This is a genomic window from Zhongshania aliphaticivorans (genome assembly GCF_902705875.1).
GTDB lineage: Bacteria > Pseudomonadota > Gammaproteobacteria > Pseudomonadales > Spongiibacteraceae > Spongiibacter > Spongiibacter aliphaticivorans_A.
Genome location: NZ_CACSIK010000001.1, coordinates 988578 through 1006728, shown reverse-complemented (window position 1 = coordinate 1006728; position 18151 = coordinate 988578). Strand labels below are relative to the sequence as shown.

17 protein-coding genes are annotated in these 18151 nt (G+C 46.3%); 2 read left to right on the top strand and 15 right to left on the bottom strand.

Features of this window, described 5'->3' with window-relative positions; all coding sequences use genetic code 11:
• Positions 1-4: 4 nt before the first annotated feature.
• The 3 genes from AELLOGFF_RS04595 to katG all read right to left on the bottom strand — a co-directional run bounded on the left by AELLOGFF_RS04595 (position 5) and on the right by katG (position 3342).
• The gene (locus tag AELLOGFF_RS04595; RefSeq protein WP_159267573.1) at positions 5-442 is read right to left on the bottom strand and encodes a hypothetical protein; all 438 of its coding nucleotides are present in this window, start codon (positions 440-442) and stop codon (positions 5-7) included.
• A gap of 400 nt (positions 443-842) precedes the next feature.
• Positions 843-1040: a CPXCG motif-containing cysteine-rich protein gene (locus AELLOGFF_RS04590; RefSeq protein ID WP_159267572.1), complete on the bottom strand. Its 198-nt coding sequence runs from the start codon at positions 1038-1040 to the stop codon at positions 843-845.
• A gap of 133 nt (positions 1041-1173) precedes the next feature.
• Positions 1174-3342: a catalase/peroxidase HPI gene (gene katG / locus AELLOGFF_RS04585; RefSeq protein ID WP_159267571.1), complete on the bottom strand. Its 2169-nt coding sequence runs from the start codon at positions 3340-3342 to the stop codon at positions 1174-1176.
• 202 nt (positions 3343-3544) lie between these two features.
• Here katG and AELLOGFF_RS04580 point away from each other — a divergent pair, with 202 nt between their 5' ends.
• Positions 3545-3733 carry a hypothetical protein gene (locus tag AELLOGFF_RS04580; protein ID WP_159267570.1) on the top strand — a complete coding sequence of 63 codons (189 nt, stop codon included), beginning with the start codon at positions 3545-3547 and terminating at the stop codon, positions 3731-3733.
• Positions 3734-3957: 224 nt separating this feature from the next.
• On the opposite strand, the gene AELLOGFF_RS04575 is transcribed toward AELLOGFF_RS04580, so the two are convergent.
• From AELLOGFF_RS04575 to AELLOGFF_RS04550, 6 genes are all read right to left on the bottom strand, one after another.
• Positions 3958-4473 (bottom strand): adenylate kinase, encoded by a 516-nt coding sequence (locus tag AELLOGFF_RS04575; RefSeq protein ID WP_159267569.1) that lies wholly within the window; start codon positions 4471-4473, stop codon positions 3958-3960.
• A 259-nt stretch (positions 4474-4732) separates the two neighbouring features.
• A complete protein-coding gene (locus AELLOGFF_RS04570) occupies positions 4733-5182 on the bottom strand; it encodes a GNAT family N-acetyltransferase (protein ID WP_159267568.1) in 450 nt (149 codons plus the stop codon).
• An 81-nt stretch (positions 5183-5263) separates the two neighbouring features.
• Entirely contained in the window at positions 5264-6100 is an 837-nt protein-coding gene (locus AELLOGFF_RS04565) for a helix-turn-helix domain-containing protein (RefSeq protein ID WP_159267567.1), read from the bottom strand.
• 148 nt (positions 6101-6248) lie between these two features.
• Positions 6249-7154: an AbiJ-NTD4 domain-containing protein gene (locus AELLOGFF_RS04560; RefSeq protein WP_159267566.1), complete on the bottom strand. Its 906-nt coding sequence runs from the start codon at positions 7152-7154 to the stop codon at positions 6249-6251.
• Positions 7155-7381: 227 nt separating this feature from the next.
• Positions 7382-8194: a hypothetical protein gene (locus AELLOGFF_RS04555; RefSeq protein WP_159267565.1), complete on the bottom strand. Its 813-nt coding sequence runs from the start codon at positions 8192-8194 to the stop codon at positions 7382-7384.
• 150 nt (positions 8195-8344) lie between these two features.
• On the bottom strand, positions 8345-8677 hold the full coding sequence (locus tag AELLOGFF_RS04550) for a hypothetical protein (RefSeq protein WP_159267564.1): 333 nt from the start codon (positions 8675-8677) through the stop codon (positions 8345-8347).
• A gap of 341 nt (positions 8678-9018) precedes the next feature.
• Between AELLOGFF_RS04550 and AELLOGFF_RS04545 the strand changes: the two genes are divergently transcribed.
• Positions 9019-9687, top strand: coding sequence for a phage integrase N-terminal SAM-like domain-containing protein (locus AELLOGFF_RS04545; RefSeq protein WP_159267563.1), 669 nt, complete (start codon positions 9019-9021; stop codon positions 9685-9687).
• On the opposite strand, the gene atzF is transcribed toward AELLOGFF_RS04545, so the two are convergent.
• From atzF to AELLOGFF_RS04515, 6 genes are all read right to left on the bottom strand, one after another.
• On the bottom strand, positions 9644-11443 hold the full coding sequence (gene atzF / locus AELLOGFF_RS04540; protein WP_159267562.1) for an allophanate hydrolase: 1800 nt from the start codon (positions 11441-11443) through the stop codon (positions 9644-9646). The two genes, AELLOGFF_RS04545 and atzF, sit on opposite strands and share 44 nt — an antisense overlap.
• Positions 11440-15054 carry an urea carboxylase gene (gene uca / locus AELLOGFF_RS04535; protein ID WP_159267561.1) on the bottom strand — a complete coding sequence of 1205 codons (3615 nt, stop codon included), beginning with the start codon at positions 15052-15054 and terminating at the stop codon, positions 11440-11442. Before uca ends, atzF begins: the two co-directional genes overlap by 4 nt.
• 114 nt (positions 15055-15168) lie before the next feature.
• On the bottom strand, positions 15169-15813 hold the full coding sequence (locus tag AELLOGFF_RS04530) for an urea amidolyase associated protein UAAP2 (protein WP_159267560.1): 645 nt from the start codon (positions 15811-15813) through the stop codon (positions 15169-15171).
• Between the two features lie 15 nt (positions 15814-15828).
• A complete protein-coding gene (locus AELLOGFF_RS04525) occupies positions 15829-16539 on the bottom strand; it encodes an urea amidolyase associated protein UAAP1 (RefSeq protein WP_159267559.1) in 711 nt (236 codons plus the stop codon).
• Between the two features lie 15 nt (positions 16540-16554).
• Positions 16555-17316: an ABC transporter ATP-binding protein gene (locus tag AELLOGFF_RS04520; RefSeq protein WP_159267558.1), complete on the bottom strand. Its 762-nt coding sequence runs from the start codon at positions 17314-17316 to the stop codon at positions 16555-16557.
• Complete coding sequence (locus AELLOGFF_RS04515) at positions 17313-18137, bottom strand: ABC transporter permease (protein ID WP_159267557.1); 825 nt, start codon at positions 18135-18137, stop codon at positions 17313-17315. The genes AELLOGFF_RS04520 and AELLOGFF_RS04515 overlap by 4 nt, the downstream gene beginning before the upstream one ends.
• Positions 18138-18151 lie beyond the last annotated feature (14 nt).

Below are 18151 nucleotides of genomic sequence, written 5' to 3'. Positions count from 1 at the left end.
CTTGTTAAGTGTTGTCCCACATTTGGCTCCATGCTTGCTCCGTAACCTCATTGTTCTTAATTAAGTAACAACACCCCATCAGTTCACTGCTAACTGGTTCAAACCAAATTAAAAAGTAACCTAGACCAGGCGATTTTATACGAGCCGTTTTGAGTTGTTTTGGATCTCGAAACTCAATCGCATCTACTAACTCTTTTGTGCTTTTAGCCAGTCTTTGAGCGTGCTCACCAGACCTATCTGAAATATGTTTACCTCTAATCCGATAAGTTTCTAGAATTCCAGAGGAAGCAACATCAATAACGCTTTCGTCAACCACCAATTCAGAACCACTTGCTAATAGCTCGTAAGCTTTGCCTGCCTCACATAAAGACGAACTCTTTAATTTATTCTTGATGATTTCTGCGTTCATCACGAAAACACCTAACATTTCAATCGTGCGCATGCGCGTTTTGCCAAAATTGATATATCATCGAAGCTAGCGCAACCCATTAATTTACTTAAGAAAAACAAGGGATTCATACTCAGGCGCATTTCGACTAAACAAGCATGCGCACAAGTAATTTTGGAGGGATCTCATATGTATTACCTCACTTCCTTATGTTCTTGTTTTTAAATCCATTTTCCGAGCTGCTGTCGAGAAATCGAGCATAGCATACTGGAAATAATATGAGCATAAATCCTTGCTCAGCAAAAATATACTATTTATTTATGCCGCTGGCTTGTTACAGCAACCGTGATTTCCAGCCTTCAAAGCTCCGCTTGAGTGTCTATATTAGTCTAGTAAGTCCAAAGATAAGCCAGTGTTTAGATGAATCAACAATTGACCTTAATTAAAGACGCCTTTAAAACACGTCATTTTCTGAGAATACGTCTACCCTGACGCCTAGCTCTTCATCGCAGGTTAAAGCGATGGATATTGCTTGGCAACACACTTCACAATCCTCTATGTATCGCTGGTCTCCAGCCGAGCCATCCACGACTAATTCAATATTTTCACCGCAATATGGACATTGCGCTGCCACCGTTTCTATCGTGTTCATCTGCGTCTCCTATAACAAAGAATATCGCGTCAGGTGCGCTGCTTGGTACTGTTACTGTAGAGTAAATCTGCAAATAGTTATATTTAGACAAAAAAAAGCCCCAGCAAGCTGAGGCTTATATCAGTTACAAGTACTAGGCCAAATCAAAGCGATCAAGGTTCATCACTTTGGTCCACGCTGCCACGAAGTCATTAACAAATCGTGTCTGTGCGTCGGAGCTACCATAAACTTCAGCCAGTGCACGCAGCTGCGAGTTAGAGCCAAAGACCAGATCCGCGCGGGTAGCGGTCCACTTGACCTCACCCGTTTTACGATCACGTCCCTCAAACTCTTCCTCAGAGGCAGATGTCGCCTTCCATTCAGTTGCCATATCAAGCAGATTTACAAAGAAATCATTGCTTAGGCTACCCACGTTATCAGTGAACACACCATGTTTCACCGAGGCAACATTTGCTCCCATTACCCGCATACCACCGACCAGAACTGTCATCTCTGGCGCAGTCAGGGTCATTAACTGAGCACGATCCACCAAGAGTGCTTCAGTAGGTACAGAGTAGCGACCTTTGATGTAATTGCGGAAGCCATCAGCAATCGGCTCCAAGGCAGCAAAAGAGTCAACATCGGTTTGCTCTTGGGTTGCATCCATACGGCCTGGCGTAAATGGCACCGTGATGTCTTGACCGGCATTTTTAGCCGCCAGCTCGATGCCAACGCTACCTGCAAGTACGATCAAGTCAGCTAGCGATACTTTCTTATTACCGCTGTTAAACTCACTCTGAACGCCCTCAAGTACGCTTAACACCTTGGCCAACTGCTCAGGCTGATTTACCTCCCAGTCTTTTTGTGGCGCCAAGCGAATACGAGATCCGTTTGCGCCACCGCGCATATCTGAGCCACGGTATGTTGATGCAGAGGCCCATGCCGTTGACACCAATTCACCCACTGATAAACCAGCAGCAGCGATCTTAGCTTTAAGGTTGGCAATATCACTATCATCAACTAAATCGTGGTCCACTGCAGGAATGGGATCTTGCCAAATTAACTCTTCAGCAGGCACCTCAGGTCCAAGAAAACGTACGCGTGGACCCATATCACGGTGGGTTAATTTAAACCACGCTCTAGCAAACGCATCCGCAAACTGGTCAGGGTTTTCGTAAAACCGACGAGATATCTTTTCGTAGGCTGGGTCCACACGCAGCGACAAATCTGTCGTTAACATGGTGGGCACTTTGCGTTTAGTGTCATCAAACGCATCTGGAATCACGCCTTCGCCAGCACCATCTTTTGGCTGCCACTGGTGAGCGCCAGCAGGGCTCTTGGTTAACTCCCATTCATAGCCAAACAGGTTCTCAAAGAAGTTATTACTCCACTGAGTTGGGGTGCTAGTCCAGGTGACTTCCAAGCCGCTGGTGATTGCATCAGCGCCTTTACCGCTGGCATAGCTGCTTTTCCAACCCAAGCCTTGCTGTTCGATTCCAGCTGCCTCCGGCTCAGCGCCTACTAGATCTGCATCGCCAGCACCGTGGGTTTTACCAAAGGTGTGACCACCGGCAATCAACGCCACTGTCTCTTCGTCATCCATGGCCATACGTGCAAAGGTTTCACGTATATCGACTGCTGCCGCGAGGGGATCAGGCGTGCCATTTGGGCCCTCTGGGTTAACGTATATCAATCCCATTTGTACTGCCGCAAGCGGGTTCTCTAGATCGCGCTCACCTGAGTAACGTTTGTCATCTAGCCACTCGCCCTCTGTGCCCCAGTAGATATCCATCTCGGGTTCCCAGATGTCTTCGCGGCCGCCGGCAAAACCGAAGGTTTTAAAACCCATGGTCTCTAAGGCTACGTTGCCGGTAAGAATCATCAAATCTGCCCAAGAAATTTTCTTGCCGTATTTTTGCTTAACAGGCCATAACAGACGACGCGCCTTATCTAAGTTGCCGTTGTCGGGCCAGCTATTTAACGGTGCAAAACGCTGACTACCACTGCCTGCGCCACCACGGCCATCGGCTGTACGGTAGGTACCCGCAGAGTGCCATGCCATACGAATAAACAAGGGACCATAGTGACCAAAGTCCGCTGGCCACCAATCTTGAGAGTCGGTCATCAGCGCGGCAATGTCACTTTTGACTGCCGCCAAATCTAGGCTGTTAAATTCTTCTGCGTAATTGAAGTCATCACCCATTGGATTGGATTTATCCGAATGCTGGTGCAACATATCTAGTCGTAGTTGATTGGGCCACCAATCACTATTGGTAGTACCGGCACCCGCTGCGTGCTGGACTGGACATTTGTTATTGGACATAACGATTCTCCCTTGAGGTTGTTTTGTTGTTACTGGGTACATTTATAGACATGTAGCGGTCTTATTTCCAACTGTACGTAACAATCGTGACAATAGGTTTTAACTGTTGAACTTCTAATTTGGCCTCTAAGCTTAGGTAATGTTGCTTTATCATGTACGTCACTATCGGCCCGTAGATCACTGCACAGCTAGGATTAGCATCATGCCAGACGAAAAAACCAAGAAAATACAAGACACCGCCGCCGCGCTTTTCAATGGTTATATAGAAGAAAAACCCTATGAATTGTGGCTGAGTTTCGACACGAAGCTAGCCAAAGAGATGTCCCGCTTTGTCGTCGGTGCCATGTATGCCCGTGACGTGCTGCCGCTTACTCAGCGTGCTAATACATAAATAAAAAAGATGGTTCAACCATAAATATGGAGGCGAGCTGGATAGATTTTACACATTCAGGCGATCGCCTCGAATCACCCATTAGCGGCCCTACGAAATCATAGAATTTGACATGACAATTTCAGGAAAGCAGTCATTCGTTAACGCCGCCAGCAGGGGAATATTATGCGTTTTGAGCGTAGCGAAGCAAAATATTTCCCACTGCCTTGGATTGTTATATGCATTTACTTGACATTCAGGTATACAAAGTTATTTAGCTCAGAGACTGACTTAACAATGTATAATGACTTTTTATCTGACATTGCTTCTAATCTGGCAGTGAAGTCATCATTCCAGAATTTTGGGCATAGCCGTAAAACTTTATAGCTCTCAAAAGTACCTTTTAGTACCGAACTGCCCTCAGGCCAACCTTCAGGTTTGACAAAAAGCCCTTTTAAAAGTCTCTTTGTCACAAACCAGTAGCTTGTTATGTATGGCAAATCAACGTAAACCAATGTATCAGCTGCTTCCAAACGCTGGTGAAATGAGTTTATTGGTCCAAACCCATCAACGATCCAATTTCCAGACGATAAGATACGCTCATGTGCTTCATCGAATGAACTCCGATCTACCAGTTCCCCATTCTTTTTGTACACTATCGAATCTAGCTGGTGTAACTGTATACCAGTTGCCAACGCGAGCGCTTTGCTTAAAGTAGATTTGCCGCTTCCGGGCTTACCAAAAACTGCTATTTTTTTCATACTGCCTCCTTTATGTAAATTACTCCCATGAGGCAGAAACAGAAAACCCACCTCTATGGGGTGGGTTTGATAAACTACAGACGCATCAAAATTCCCACCATTCCTATGGAATGATGATAATTCGAGATACTTTGTACGTGAGATTTAGATTCATATTTTTATCCTGCTAGAAGAACAATATAATGTCAACTGAAAGTCGGATGAAGATGCTCCCGAAAGCATATAACGCCGCCAACACAGGTGCGAGCTTGCGAGCATCCTAGAGCCTGGCCTTGTTAGCAGTAAATTTCAGACGCAACACTTGCTGCCCTGTTGGCTCATGGAGCTTTTCTTCTAGCTGTTCAAAGCCATATTTTGAATAGAAGTTACGGCCTAGATTGTTTACTTTAAATACTTCAACTTCAAGATTTCCATGAATTGCTTGGGCTTTATCCATTAAGGCCTTACCAATACCTTGTCCATGACAAGTGGGTTGAAGAAAAATTGCTCCAACTTCATTGCCCATAAGAGCAATAAAGCCTTTAATTTCACCTTTAAGTTCGGCGACCCATGTATCTGTATTGGGCATATATATTTCAGCTACGTTTTTCCGCTCTTGAGCAATAAACTCGTCGGTCATGAACGGATGAGCTAATCGTGTTGCAACCTCCCATGAACCAAGTACGCCCTCTAAATCTGAAACCTTGTACTGACGAATGTCTACTTTCATAGTTTAACCCTCTATGCATAATTTAATAGCGGCCATTCTAATGAGCAGCAATCAATACAGATTGAAGAAAAACGACAATTTTCAATCAAATTCGAAATCGCCATAGATATCTATTGTGAGATCTCGATCCAGCGCGTAATTAACAGGTGTTTTGCCAATAGTACTCTTGAGATGGCGAATCAAATGAGATTGGTCTGAAAAACCGAACTTGTTGGCAACATAAGCCCAATTTATGTCTTCTTTATTAAGCTGATACAAATAGTTAAGTATTTCCTCTAGGTGAATCATAGATTGAGCTTGCTTCATGGATAGGCCGGTTACTCTTGCAAAGCTTCGCTCAATAGTACGTTGTGAACGATGTAACTTTTTCCCGATTTTAGATATAGCTGTATCACCAAGAAATAACATAATCTGACTAACTAAATGGCTGTGATTGTCTTCTTGACAGTCCGATAACCAGGGTGAGAGCACTTCGTCCAGAGTATTGCATACTTGTTGTTTTTGTTCTGCAGCATTCATTAAAAGCTGATCTGGGTTAAATGCCGCAGAGCCAATGAGATGATTCACATCAATCATCTCAACCATATCTAACTTAGAACTAAAGTTATTCAATTTTAAAGAATAGAGCGCTCCAATTTTAAATTTGACCCCAACAATCTTAAAGGGAGCCGAGTGATCCATCGTAAATGTTTTTAGATGAGGAAATATCCAATGACTTCCACTAACATTTTGAGCTTTAGCGCGATGCGTATACTCATATGTACCAGTCAAATTCGAAATAATTAAATGAGAAAAAGGATCTGGATTCAGTTTAGGATAGCTAGGGCTCTGATCATGTAGTTCTTTTTCTAAAAACCAATAACACTCAACATATTTAGCTACATCCTCTATTTTCGGCGTTAGCTTCCAGCTTTTCATTCAGGCTCTCTTTCTCGTTGCTGACTATGTTTTTGACTGCTAACGCCTTGCTCATTTGCGCAGCGGTTGTAGTGGATTTTTGTGCAACAATGAGCGCAGCGAATGCACAAAAAGGAGCGTAGACCGCTGCGTCAAATGGAGCAATTTGTTAGGCCAAACTCCTCGAAGCCAATAAAATAAAACTAAATAACCGATGGAAGATGTAGTCTATCTGAGCACTTGTTTTAATCTCGATTTGACCAACCTCACTATGGCGAATGTGAAACTTATTGCCAATAGCAGTAAGTACCTTCGCCTCTTCATTTAAGAGTTCTCTAAAATTTTCTTCAGATGCACACTTTTCCAGAAGAAGCGTAGCTGATAATTTTTTACTATCAGGATTCAGTATTGTTTTGATTCTTTCCCACGCATCCCACAAACGCTTTAAACTCTCGCGACGTATAGTTTCGTCAGGGCTTAAAAATTTATCTCGTGATTCTTCGAGCATTCGATTTAGAGTAGAATCTGGAGTGTTGAACCTAGCAGCAGTGAGAGTTTCAGATAAGACTTCAGGTGCTAACCTGATAATATTTCCGGTCTCCTTTAGCTCATAAGAAATGCCATTTCTTGAGAAAATTCGATTCACTCTATTTCTGAAATCATCTTTCCCCTCATCGCATTCAAAGCTCAAATGGTAGTGATTAAAATAGCTGTGATGAGAGCCCTGAATTGGCTTTGATACGTGTTCATAGCAAAACTGAACGAAGTCTAGTATCGATAGATAATTGGGCGAGAAATCCTTCATTCTTGAAGTCCAATCCTCGGCATCTGATTTTTCAGTGACGAAAGGATATTCGATATCTGGAACTTCAGCCTTTAGAGCCAATTTAAAAGCTTCAACATTTGTAGCAAATATTCCCTGCCCGTCAGGACATTCTTCTGGAAAGTACTTACCGAAGGCACCCGATGCAACCAATCCGTTTACGATTGCTACAATCCCTCCCCAAGCATTTGGAGGGATAATTTCAATATCTCTAGACTTAGAACCATTTAGTTGATCGCTATAGTATTCCATACGTCCTCGAAGTGGCCTAACGCCAACTATGAGGGGCGCATTTGGAGTGAAGCCCGAAGGGCGTAGCGGAAAATGCGTCCCTCTCCATGGTTTTGTTGGGCCTCTGCGGCTTAATTGTTATGACCCTACTAGGCATGGACTCCGACACCATATGATGAAGGAGGCCACACCGACAGCACCTCGCACCCTCATTGAAATTTATGGGGAGGGCGTAGGGAGTTGCTCGGTTAGCAACGAAACTGGGGCTGTGCTTGAGCACCATCTTGCCTACGTTTCGTTTGCGGATTCGTAATTTCGAAGTTGTCATTGAACCATTGCAACTCTTTAGGAGCAATGTCTTTATCAATTAGTTGGCCTGCTATGTAGCGTTGCGAATTTACTACCACACCACAATGCGCGCCCCCTGAATAGGGTTTACGGATAACCGTTGTAATTTGCGGAATATTTCCGACGGAGTAGATAGCAGTGTTTGATATTGTTTGGTTGAAAACGTGGAATACGTCACGACTGGTTGACTTGTTCGGGTTCTCAACTGACTGGTGACGCTCATACCGATCACCAAATTCACTTGCGCCACTTCCGGCAACAACTATCGGGCCGGATTGTTCTGGCAGCTTCAGAAACTTCTTAGTTGTTTTGTCAAAAGTCGAGTCAACTTGATAGCAAGCGAATTCGCCGGCAGATTCTGTACGACTTTTTCCGCAGATAACCACTGTGAAGCTGCCACTAGAAAGTTCTGCCGGATATTGAGAGTAATTTCGAACTGCAAACCTAATCAAAACATCAACTAAATTTTCCAAATTTTGGCCGTGCGACTCTGGAACAGCTTCCATCAGTGTAATGGCCTGTGATATGAGCATTAGACTTGCCATGGAGTCCCCACAATACCCTATGATTGCAGGGAATTTTTGCAGTGCAAATGTTTTATTGGCGTGATCAAAATGACCCTTTGAACCCCAAGAAACGCGGCTATCTGTTGCGATATAGACAGACGCAGGACCACGCGAATCAATACCAGCCCATGCAACGAGAAGAGTCACGATTCAGAGGCCCAACGCCGGCAACAGGGGCAGGCAAACTGGAGCGGATTTTTGTGCAAAAATGAGCGGAGCGATTGCACAAAAAGGCGCGGAGGTTTGGCTGTCCCGCGACTGCAGGGAGCATACTGGTTGCCTTTGTTAGAGCCTTGACTAATTAAACATTGCATTTGTAAGTTGACCGCCAGCGATTAGCGACAGCAAAACGAGTGAAATGATGTACAACCAGCCATGCTGAATAAAAACCAATGTGCTTGGACGCGCTTCGGGCCTTATAAATCTTAGCATTCGCCTGTACTCAATTCCTTGCTTAAAGGCCCAAATACTAAAAACGAATACCGCTCCGTATGCCAGAATTTCTGGGCGCTTGAACTGCAACAGTGAAATCGCGACAGCAAAGGCGACTGCACCAACGGTATTATTTAGGGATGAAAAATATCTGATAGCCACCATTTCGTCTTGCGAGCTAAATATGATTCCGTTCATTTATAAATCCTCGATATTGAATTGCTCTAACATTTGTATAACAAGCGCGCTCGGTTTGCCGAGAATGTGTTTTTACACAACACGACGCAAGTCGCTAATTTATAAAAAGAAAATGAAAACGCCCCGTTATAGGGGATTGGGAAAGCGTGCGCGCACGCATGTACGGTTTGCGGTGTCCCCATATTTATTGTTCTCACTTCCTATGTGATTGATTTTCTAGAACACATTCAAGTCGTTGCCAACAAAGCGTGCGCTTCAATTTTGCAAACCGAGCATAATACTTGACGATGCAAAAATATACTGTATATTTGAACAGTATTCGAGACAAGGAGTGTTTTGATATGTCTAGCCCATTTTTAGAATCTCTACGCCGTGAAATGCGTCTACGTGGCTACAGTATTAGAACCGAGAAAACTTATCTTCACTGGATTAGGCAGTACATATATTTCATTAATAAGCGGCATCCAAAAGATGCCGGCCAAGACGAAGTAAAATCATTCTTGTCTATGTTGGCCAATGACCGTCATGTGGCAGTAAATACCCAAAAGGTTGCACTCAACTCTCTAGTCTTTATGTATCACAAAGCCCTTAACATGCCTTTGGGTGAGCTAGACTTTTCTCTCGCGACAAAACAACGCACCCTTCCAACCGTGTTATCGGCTTCCGAAGTCGCTCGTATAATCGATCAGCTAACTGGCCGAAACCGACTTATCATTATGCTGCTCTATGGCAGCGGGTTGAGAGTCAGTGAGTGTTTACGAATACGCGTTAAAGATGTCGACTTACAACGCCAAGCCTTAACGATCCACGATGGCAAAGGGCGCAAAGATCGACAAACTCTGATAGGAGAGTCAGCGTTAGACAATCTTAAAGAAGCCATTGAACAGGGTATATCTCGCCAGCCCTACTTAGACAGGATCTCTGCCGGCAATCAGACCATGTTTAAATACTCGCCGGCAGCAAGGTTTACTTTGCTGCCAGATATTTGCTCCAGCCACCAAAATGACTAATATCCTCAGCGCCCGCCAAGCCGGATGCCTCACATATAAAGCCGCTCACCACACTGCCATCCTGCAAGCTGACTTTGCCGATACCCAAGGGCGCGGGAATACCGGCAACAAAGCTACCAAACTCGCTACTTGGCACCGACCAGACTTCAAGCTCAATGGCGCAGCCCTCTCCCTCAGGCGCAACGACCATCCCAGGCCGGTATGGCGGGCCACCCGCCAAGGCATACAATTTGTAGTCCGGTGCCGAGCTAGTTTTTGCCAGTAAATAAGCACCGCGCTCCGCTAATTGCCAATTCAAAGGCTGGCCCTGTAAATGCGCACCACACACCGCCACAGCAATACGCTGTTGATCGCTAACGGGCAACGTCGCAAGTTGCTGATAAGGCGACTGCTCCTTGCCAAGCGGCAATGTAAATAACTGCTGCAAACGATTGGCAACCGACAATAAACGCCGGTCAGTGAAGGCCTCACCCACCAAGGTTAAACCAAAGGGGAAACCACTTGAGGTAAAGCCAGTGGGAAACGCCACACCGGCTAAATCAAATAGATTCATATAATTGGTGTAGTAACCAAGATGACTATTAAGGGTAATGGGGTCGGCGTTTACCTCATCAATACTATATGGCCGCGCCGCCGTTGGTGTGAGCAAGCAGTCCACGCTGGCCAAGATCGCCGTGGCCGCTTTACGTAATTCTTTTAAGCGATACTGTGCTCTAAAAGCCTCTACCGCAGAACCTTTATCACCCGCCGAAATAATCGTCCGTGTCACATCCAGTAATGCCTCAGGACGTTTTTGAATTAATGGCGAGGTTGCGATAAAACGCTCAGCAACCCAAGGGCCTTCGTACAGCAACCTTGCAGCCTCTATGAATGGCGAAAAATCAACCTCGACCAATTCCACACCCTGTGAGCCAATAGCTGCTAGGGACTGTTGATAACACTGCTCGTAACCCTCGTGGCCAAAAAACGCTAGCTGTGACGCCGGCAATACGCCCATGCGCAAGGCCCCTTGCCACTGGCCATAGTGGCGGGTGCTATTTGCAAAGGGGTTGGCTCGGCTGTAGGCGTCGGATGAATCTTCACCCTCTGCCACACTTAATACCGCATTGGCGTCGTCGCACTGCAAAGCAAAAATGGTGATGCAATCCAAAGAACGACAGGCGGGCAGCATGCCGCTAGCCGACAACAAACCGATACTGGGTTTGACGCCCACTAAATTATTGAAACACGCCGGTACACGCCCTGAGCCGGCAGTATCGGTACCCAAAGAAAATGTCGCCATGCCCAGAGCTACCGACACAGCAGACCCCGCACTGGAACCGCCACTGACCATGCTGGGATCAAAGCTGTTTTTGCAGGCTCCCCAGGGCGAACGCGTACCAACCAAACCGGTCGCAAATTGGTCAAGATTGGCCTTGCCCACAGGAATAGCGCCCGCATCTATTAAGCGCTGTACCACAAAGGCCGAGCTCTCTGGGGTGTAGGTAAAATCTTCGCAGGCCGCTGTTGTTGGTATGCCAGCCAGATCAATATTGTCTTTTATCGCAAAGGGAATACCGTACAAGGGCAGACTTGTCGGCTCAAGGCCCTCTAAACGCTGAAAATAAGGCTCTAGCTCGGCACTGCTTAATTGATGAATCCAAATATTGTGATCTCGATATTGCTCACAGCGTTCGCCAATAATGGCAAACACATCACGGGGGCTGAGCTCTTTGTCAGCATAAGCGGCGCGTAATGTTGATAGTGATAAATTCATGCGATGTCCTCCAGAATAAGTACAGATTGACCGGCACTTACCCTTGCGCCTTCTCGTAATAATAATTTTTTAACGCGACCGGCTTGCGGGGCAAAAACAGCAATTTCCATTTTCATTGATTCGAGCAGCAACAGCGCTTGCCCTGCTTCGACTAGATCGCCTTCTTTCACCAATAATTGCCACACACTGCCAGCAACAGAGCTATCCACCGGTACCTCTCCCTCTTGCAGGGTCACCACATCGACGTTGTCATCAATTTCTGGGGCTTCATAGTGGAATTGACCATCGGCATGCCAGCGCGCCAGCTCTTCCGCAAAGGCCTGTTCTCGCTTTGCCGTGTGGGCGGTGATTTCTGGCTCTTTCTCCTGCAGCATTTGTTGATAGGCTGCCAAAGAGAATGTGCCCTCCTCAATACGTAGCGGATATTTTCCAAGCGGAAAATCATTACGGATTTTAAGCAGCTCGTCCTGACTCACTTCATAAAAACGAATCTGATCAAAAAAGCGCAGTAAATACGGCTCGGTAAATTCTGTGGTGCGACGATAGCGATTCCACATTTGCAAGGTTCTACCAATAAACTGATAACCACCTGGCCCCTCCATACCGTAAACACAGAGATATGAGCCGCCAATGCCGACGGAATTCTCTGCGGTCCAAGTACGCGCCGGATTGTATTTGGTGGTCACCAAGCGATGTCGCGGGTCAACTGGCGTTGCCACCGGCGCGCCCAAATACACATCCCCCAAGCCCATCACCAAATACGAGGCATCAAAGACAATCTCTTTCACGGTGTCGATACTTTCTACGCCGTTGATGCGGCGAATAAATTCAAGATTACTTGGGCACCAAGGCGCATTTTCGCGTACCGATTGCTGGTATTTCACTATGGCTTGGCGACACGCTTCGTCGTCCCAGCTCAGGGGCAAATACACCGTGCGAGACGGCACACTGAGTTGCTCTAACTGGGTAGCGAGTTGACGCTCAGCGGCACTTAATATTTCTAGCAATGCTGGCAAGGAAATAACTTGGGAGTCGTAATGTAACTGCAGAGAGCGAATGCCTGGTGTCATCTCTCGCACACCAGCAATGGGATTTTTCTGCAAATATTGCATTAGGGCGTGCGCCCTAAATCGCAGACGAATATCCAATTCCTGCGGCCCGTATTCGACCAGTAAAAAATGATCACCGGCTACTCGGTAGACAACTTCATCCCCGACTTCATCGGCACTTAAGCGCTGAACAATCGGAGAGGGTAAGGCCTTTAATGGTAAGGAACTGGGCAGCGTGCCACTCAAAGAGCTAATACAGGCTTGCTGTGCTTGTTCAGCGCTTACGGCATCTTCCACCGTGACGGCTTCAAAGCGCAATTTATCACCTGCCCGTAACTGACCAAGCTTCCAAAGGTCTGCGGTGATGACGGTTGCCGGACACACAAACCCACCCAAGGACGGACCATCGGGACCGAGAATAACCGGCATGTCGCCGGTAAAATCCACGGTGCCAAAAGCATAGGCATTGTCGTGAATATTTGACGGGTGCATCCCCGCCTCGCCACCACTATCCCGCGCCCATTTAGGTTTTGGACCTATAAGTCGAACTCCGGTACGACTAGAGTTGTAATGTACTTCCCAGCTCGCCGAAAAGAACGCCTCAATATCTGGCTCGGTAAAAAAGTCTGGTGCGCCATGGGGGCCGTAGATTACCCGCAAGGTCCACTCATTACTGATTTGCGGCAGAAGTTGTTCGGGAAGCACCTGCGGTGTGGCAACTGTGTCACTTAATGACAGCACATCACCCACCCGTAATGCACGACCGCTATGGCCACCAAATTGACCAAGGGTAAACGTCGATCTTGAGCCTAAATACGCGGGACATTGAATCCCACCCGCAACGGCCAAATAGGCTCTAGCGCCCTGGTTTATTCGACCAAATTGAAGTATTTGACCTGCTTCAATATGAATCACTTGCCAAGGCGCAATGGAAATGGGGTTGCTGTCTGCGACACTGCTGCAAAGGGTGACGGGGATTTCAGCACCGCCAATGACAACATCTGTGGCCTCGCTAAATTGCAAGCTTGGCCCTTGCAGGGTAATTTCTAAGCCAGCGGCATCGGCGTCATTGCCCAATAAGCGGTTTACCAGACGAAAAGAATAATTATCAAAGGGACCAGAAGGCGGCACCCCAACATCCCAATATCCGCTACGGCCAGGATAATCTTGCACCGTCGTTTGCGTACCTGCTTGTAAGACATCAATGCGGTGAGGCTGCCACACAAAATCATTTAAGTAGCGCGTGGTGACCAGACCCTCTTTCAATAATGGGTCATGCAGTAATGCCCGCAAATAATCGCGGTTGCTGACAATCCCGTACAGTTCGGTTTCATCCAGCGCCGCAATCACACCTTTTAAGGCTGCATTACGCTCGGGAGCATGGAAAATAACTTTTGCCAGCATCGGGTCAAAATATGGAGACACTTCAATGCCGCTGTCTAACCAATGATCAATACGTAAGCCTTTTGCTGTTGGAAACGCCACTTTACTCAACAAACCCGCACAGGGCTGGAACTGACGATAGGGATCTTCGGCATAAACACGCACTTGCACGGCATGCCCATTGGGAACTAATTTTTTACGCAGCTCTGCCAAATCGGGTAAATCGCCACTGGCTAGCATTAACATCCATGCCACCAAGTCGATACCCCACACCGCTTCGGTAACACCATGCTCAACTTGCAAACGGGTATTTACTTCTAAGAAATAAAACTCACGGCTATCTTGGTCGTATATAAACTCTACGGTACCGGCGTTGCGGTAGCTGACAGCAGAAAGCAAATCCTCAGCTTGGGTATACAGTAAGTGGCGGACCGAATCAGGTAAATTAGGGGCAGGGCACTCTTCAACCACTTTCTGATTACGACGCTGGGCGGAGCAATCTCGCTCGCCAATGGCTACCACTTGACCATAGCCATCACCAAAAACCTGAACTTCTATATGTCTTGCCCGAGCAATAAATTTTTCGATAAAAACACCGTCGTTAGAAAAATTATTGCCGCCTAATTTTTTAACTTTGTCATACGCATTGCGAAGGTCGGCTTCACTATGACAAATCTCCATGCCAATGCCGCCGCCACCAGCAGTGCTTTTTAACATTAACGGATAACCAATAATTGCTGCATGTTCAACAGCACTGCTTAAATCCGTTAATAGGCCAGTTCCCGGAGGTAAGGGTACGCCAACAGATTCGGCAATTTCTCTGGCTTTGTGCTTTAGGCCAAAATCCAGCATATGCTTGGCCGTGGGACCGACAAAGGCAATTCCAGCAGCTTCACAATCACTGACAAAAGACGCATTTTCACTGAGGAATCCGTAACCGGGGTGAATGGCTTCAGCACCACAACGTGAGGCAATTTCTAATATTTTTTCAATATTAAGATAGGTATCCGCCGCACCGCCGTCACCTAAGCTGTAGGCCTCATCGGCGTCACGCACATGCAAGCTGCGGGCATCCGCTTCGGCATACACGGCCACGGCAGTGATATTGAACTGCTTAAGGGTGCGAATAATCCGGGTGGCAATGGCACCACGGTTTGCAATCAATACTTTCTGAAACATAGCAATCCGGTAACGGGTCGTCCCGTTATGTCATACGACAGTGGTCGTCCACTGAAGCGTTAACAAAGTCACTCTTGTGTGCTACTTGTTGCCGCTAACAATCATCACCAAAAATTACGCCGCATCCCATACCAAGTATTCTATCGGTGTAGGGTTGTAAGCATTACAGGGATTATTAAGTTGAGGGCAATTAGAAATTAATACGTAAACATCGACCAAGGCTTTTAGCTCAACGTATTTTCCTGCCGCCGATATGCCGTCAGCAAAAGTCAATCCACCTGCTTCGGTAATCGGAACGTTCATAAAGAAATTAATATTGTGACTAATATCGCGCTTACTCAAACCGTATTCAGGCTTCTCTGCAATGGCCAGCATCCAACTATCTCGGCAAGCATGCATGCAGCGTTTTTCTAAATCGTAGCGCACAGTATTACTCTCTGTTGCACAGGCGCCACCCAAGGTGTCATGGCGACCACAGGTATCTGCGACGATTTCTAACATTGCTCGATTTTCATTACTGCGCAACACCGAACCGGCGGTCAAATAAACATTGCCCTGCTCTCTAATCGTATCGGTTGCGCTGTAGCGCTCGGCAATATTATCTGCACAGTAAAACAAGGTGTCTGCCGCCTGATTACCCTCAATATCGAGTATTCTAAAGGTCTGACCCGCAGTCACTTTACCCAAATAATAATCACCAGCACCAAGCTCTTCTCGTAGCATTGCCGTATCTACTGACAGCGTACTTTCTTTAATCATTGTCACTCTCCATGCTTAGCCACCAAAATGGTATAACGCGTTATTTTTAAAACCACGACGGTTTTCGTCGCAGTGATTAAGACACACATCGTCATCCGTCAGTGGTGAGGCAAGACCCAACTCTATGCCAATGCGATAACGAGGGTAGGCCTCATCGCTGCACAAAGGATGCGGACAAGCGTGCATAACAACCAAGGTATCCATTTCAAAACGCAGGCTAACGGACTTAGCGGCACCGCTACGCTTTGACCCAAGAGAGAGATTCCCGTCGGCATCCGTTATCACCTTACTAAACCAGTTAATATTGGCGGCCATATCCGGAGCACTTAAACCATATTTAGAAAATTCAGTAAGAAAGGCATCGTAACCATTTTGATGCCACTGATTTCTATCCCGCTGGTAGTTTCGTGCACCCCATTGCTCGGCAACATGGGCGGCATGACTGTTTCCACAGACGGTGTCGTGCCAGCCGTGATCATCTTCAATCACTGAGGCAAAAATACGCCCCATATCAGAGTAGAGACAATGGCCTTTACTCAACTTAAAGGTATGCTGGCATTTCAGGGTGTCTGGTGCGTTATAGCGCTCCAACAAATTGCGGGGATTAAAAAACAGCATACCGGCATTGCCGTTACCATCTACATCTCGCAAGGTTAATTGGGTACCGCGTTTCATTTCTAGTGACCAGTGGCCACCAACTGGGATTTCCGTTTCGTAGTGTTGCATGTAAATCTACTCCACCTAATTCTTAACCATTAGGCTACTATCAATTTCATCGAGTAGTTCAGGTTCACAAACCCCAACAGGCAGGTCATAGGTAATACCTGCACCGTATGCATTTGGCGCCTGAAGATCGACTCGACGTTTATCAAATACCCACAGCCGAGTGCCTAAATGAAAGCCCTCTTTCAAATCGTGAGTGACCATAAATACAGTGAGCTTATGCTTGCGCCATAAATCCAAAACTAGGTCATGCATATCTGCCCTAATGCCTGGATCTAAAGCGCCAAACGGCTCATCTAATAATAATATTCTGGGTTTTAAAATTAATGCTTGCGCAATTGCCAAGCGCTGCCGCATACCGCCAGATAGCTCGTCAGGATAGCGGTTCTGCATATGACCAAGGCCGACAATATCCAGCAACTCAGCGGCTTCGGTGCGCGCTGCTTTTTTGGCGCTTCCCCACAAGAAACCTATTTTGGTTTTTTCAAATGCTCTGGCAATAACGACATTGTCTAATACGCTAAGATGAGGGAACACCGAGTATTGCTGAAACACAACTCCGCGCTCAGCATCAGGTTCAGAGGGAATAGGCTTACCATCTAACAAGATATCTCCTTGCGAGGCAGTATCTGTTCCCAACAGCATTTTTAAAAAAGTACTTTTTCCGCAACCTGAGGCACCAACCAAGGTAATAAATTCACCTTCTTTAACAGTGGCAGAAATATTTTCTAAAATGACGTTGTCACCATAACGCTTCCATACATTATTTATTTCAATCATGACTTACCCTCCTGTTGCGCATGCCACGGAAACGCATAACGACTAAGCCGAGTGAGGGCATAATCGATAACAAAGGCAAGCAAGGTGATCCATGCCACATAAGGTAAAATGACATCCATCGACAAATAACGACGAACCAAAAACACGCGATATCCCAGACCATCTGTTGACGCTATGGCCTCAGCGGCGATCAAAAACAACCATGCAGATCCTAGTGACAGACGCACGGCATCAATCAATCTGGGCATCAGCTGGGGAATTAACACTCGAAGAATAATTTGGCCGCTATTCGCCCCCAAGGTTTGCGCTTTAACTAATTGTTCTCGGGGTATCTCTAAGGTCCGCTTTTGAATATCTCTGGCAATAAACGGGGTAACACCAATAGCGATCAAGGCGACTTTTGACACCTCACCCAAGCCAAACACAATAAACAGTACCGGCAGCAACGCCATTGGCGGCACCAAGGAAACCACGGTAAGCAAAGGCGCAAAACTGGCATTAAGTACCGGTAAGGCACCGGTCATTAATCCAAACAACATACCCAATGAAGCGGCTATCAGCATACCCAAGCCTAGACGACGCAAACTACTTAGCGTGTCTTGCCAAAATAAATAATCGCCACTGCGCTTACTGGGCTCAAATGCCAAACGCTGAATCGCATCCCCCATTTGACTAAAGCTTGGTAACAATTTGTCTTGTGGATTTTCTGCAAGCCTTGCGTCTGATGCTGAAATATACAAAAGAAGAATGACAGCAAACGGCAGCAAAGCTAATCCAATTCGCCATATTTTTGCGGGGGTAAAATTAATAAGACGCTTCATAAAACCATTCCCTT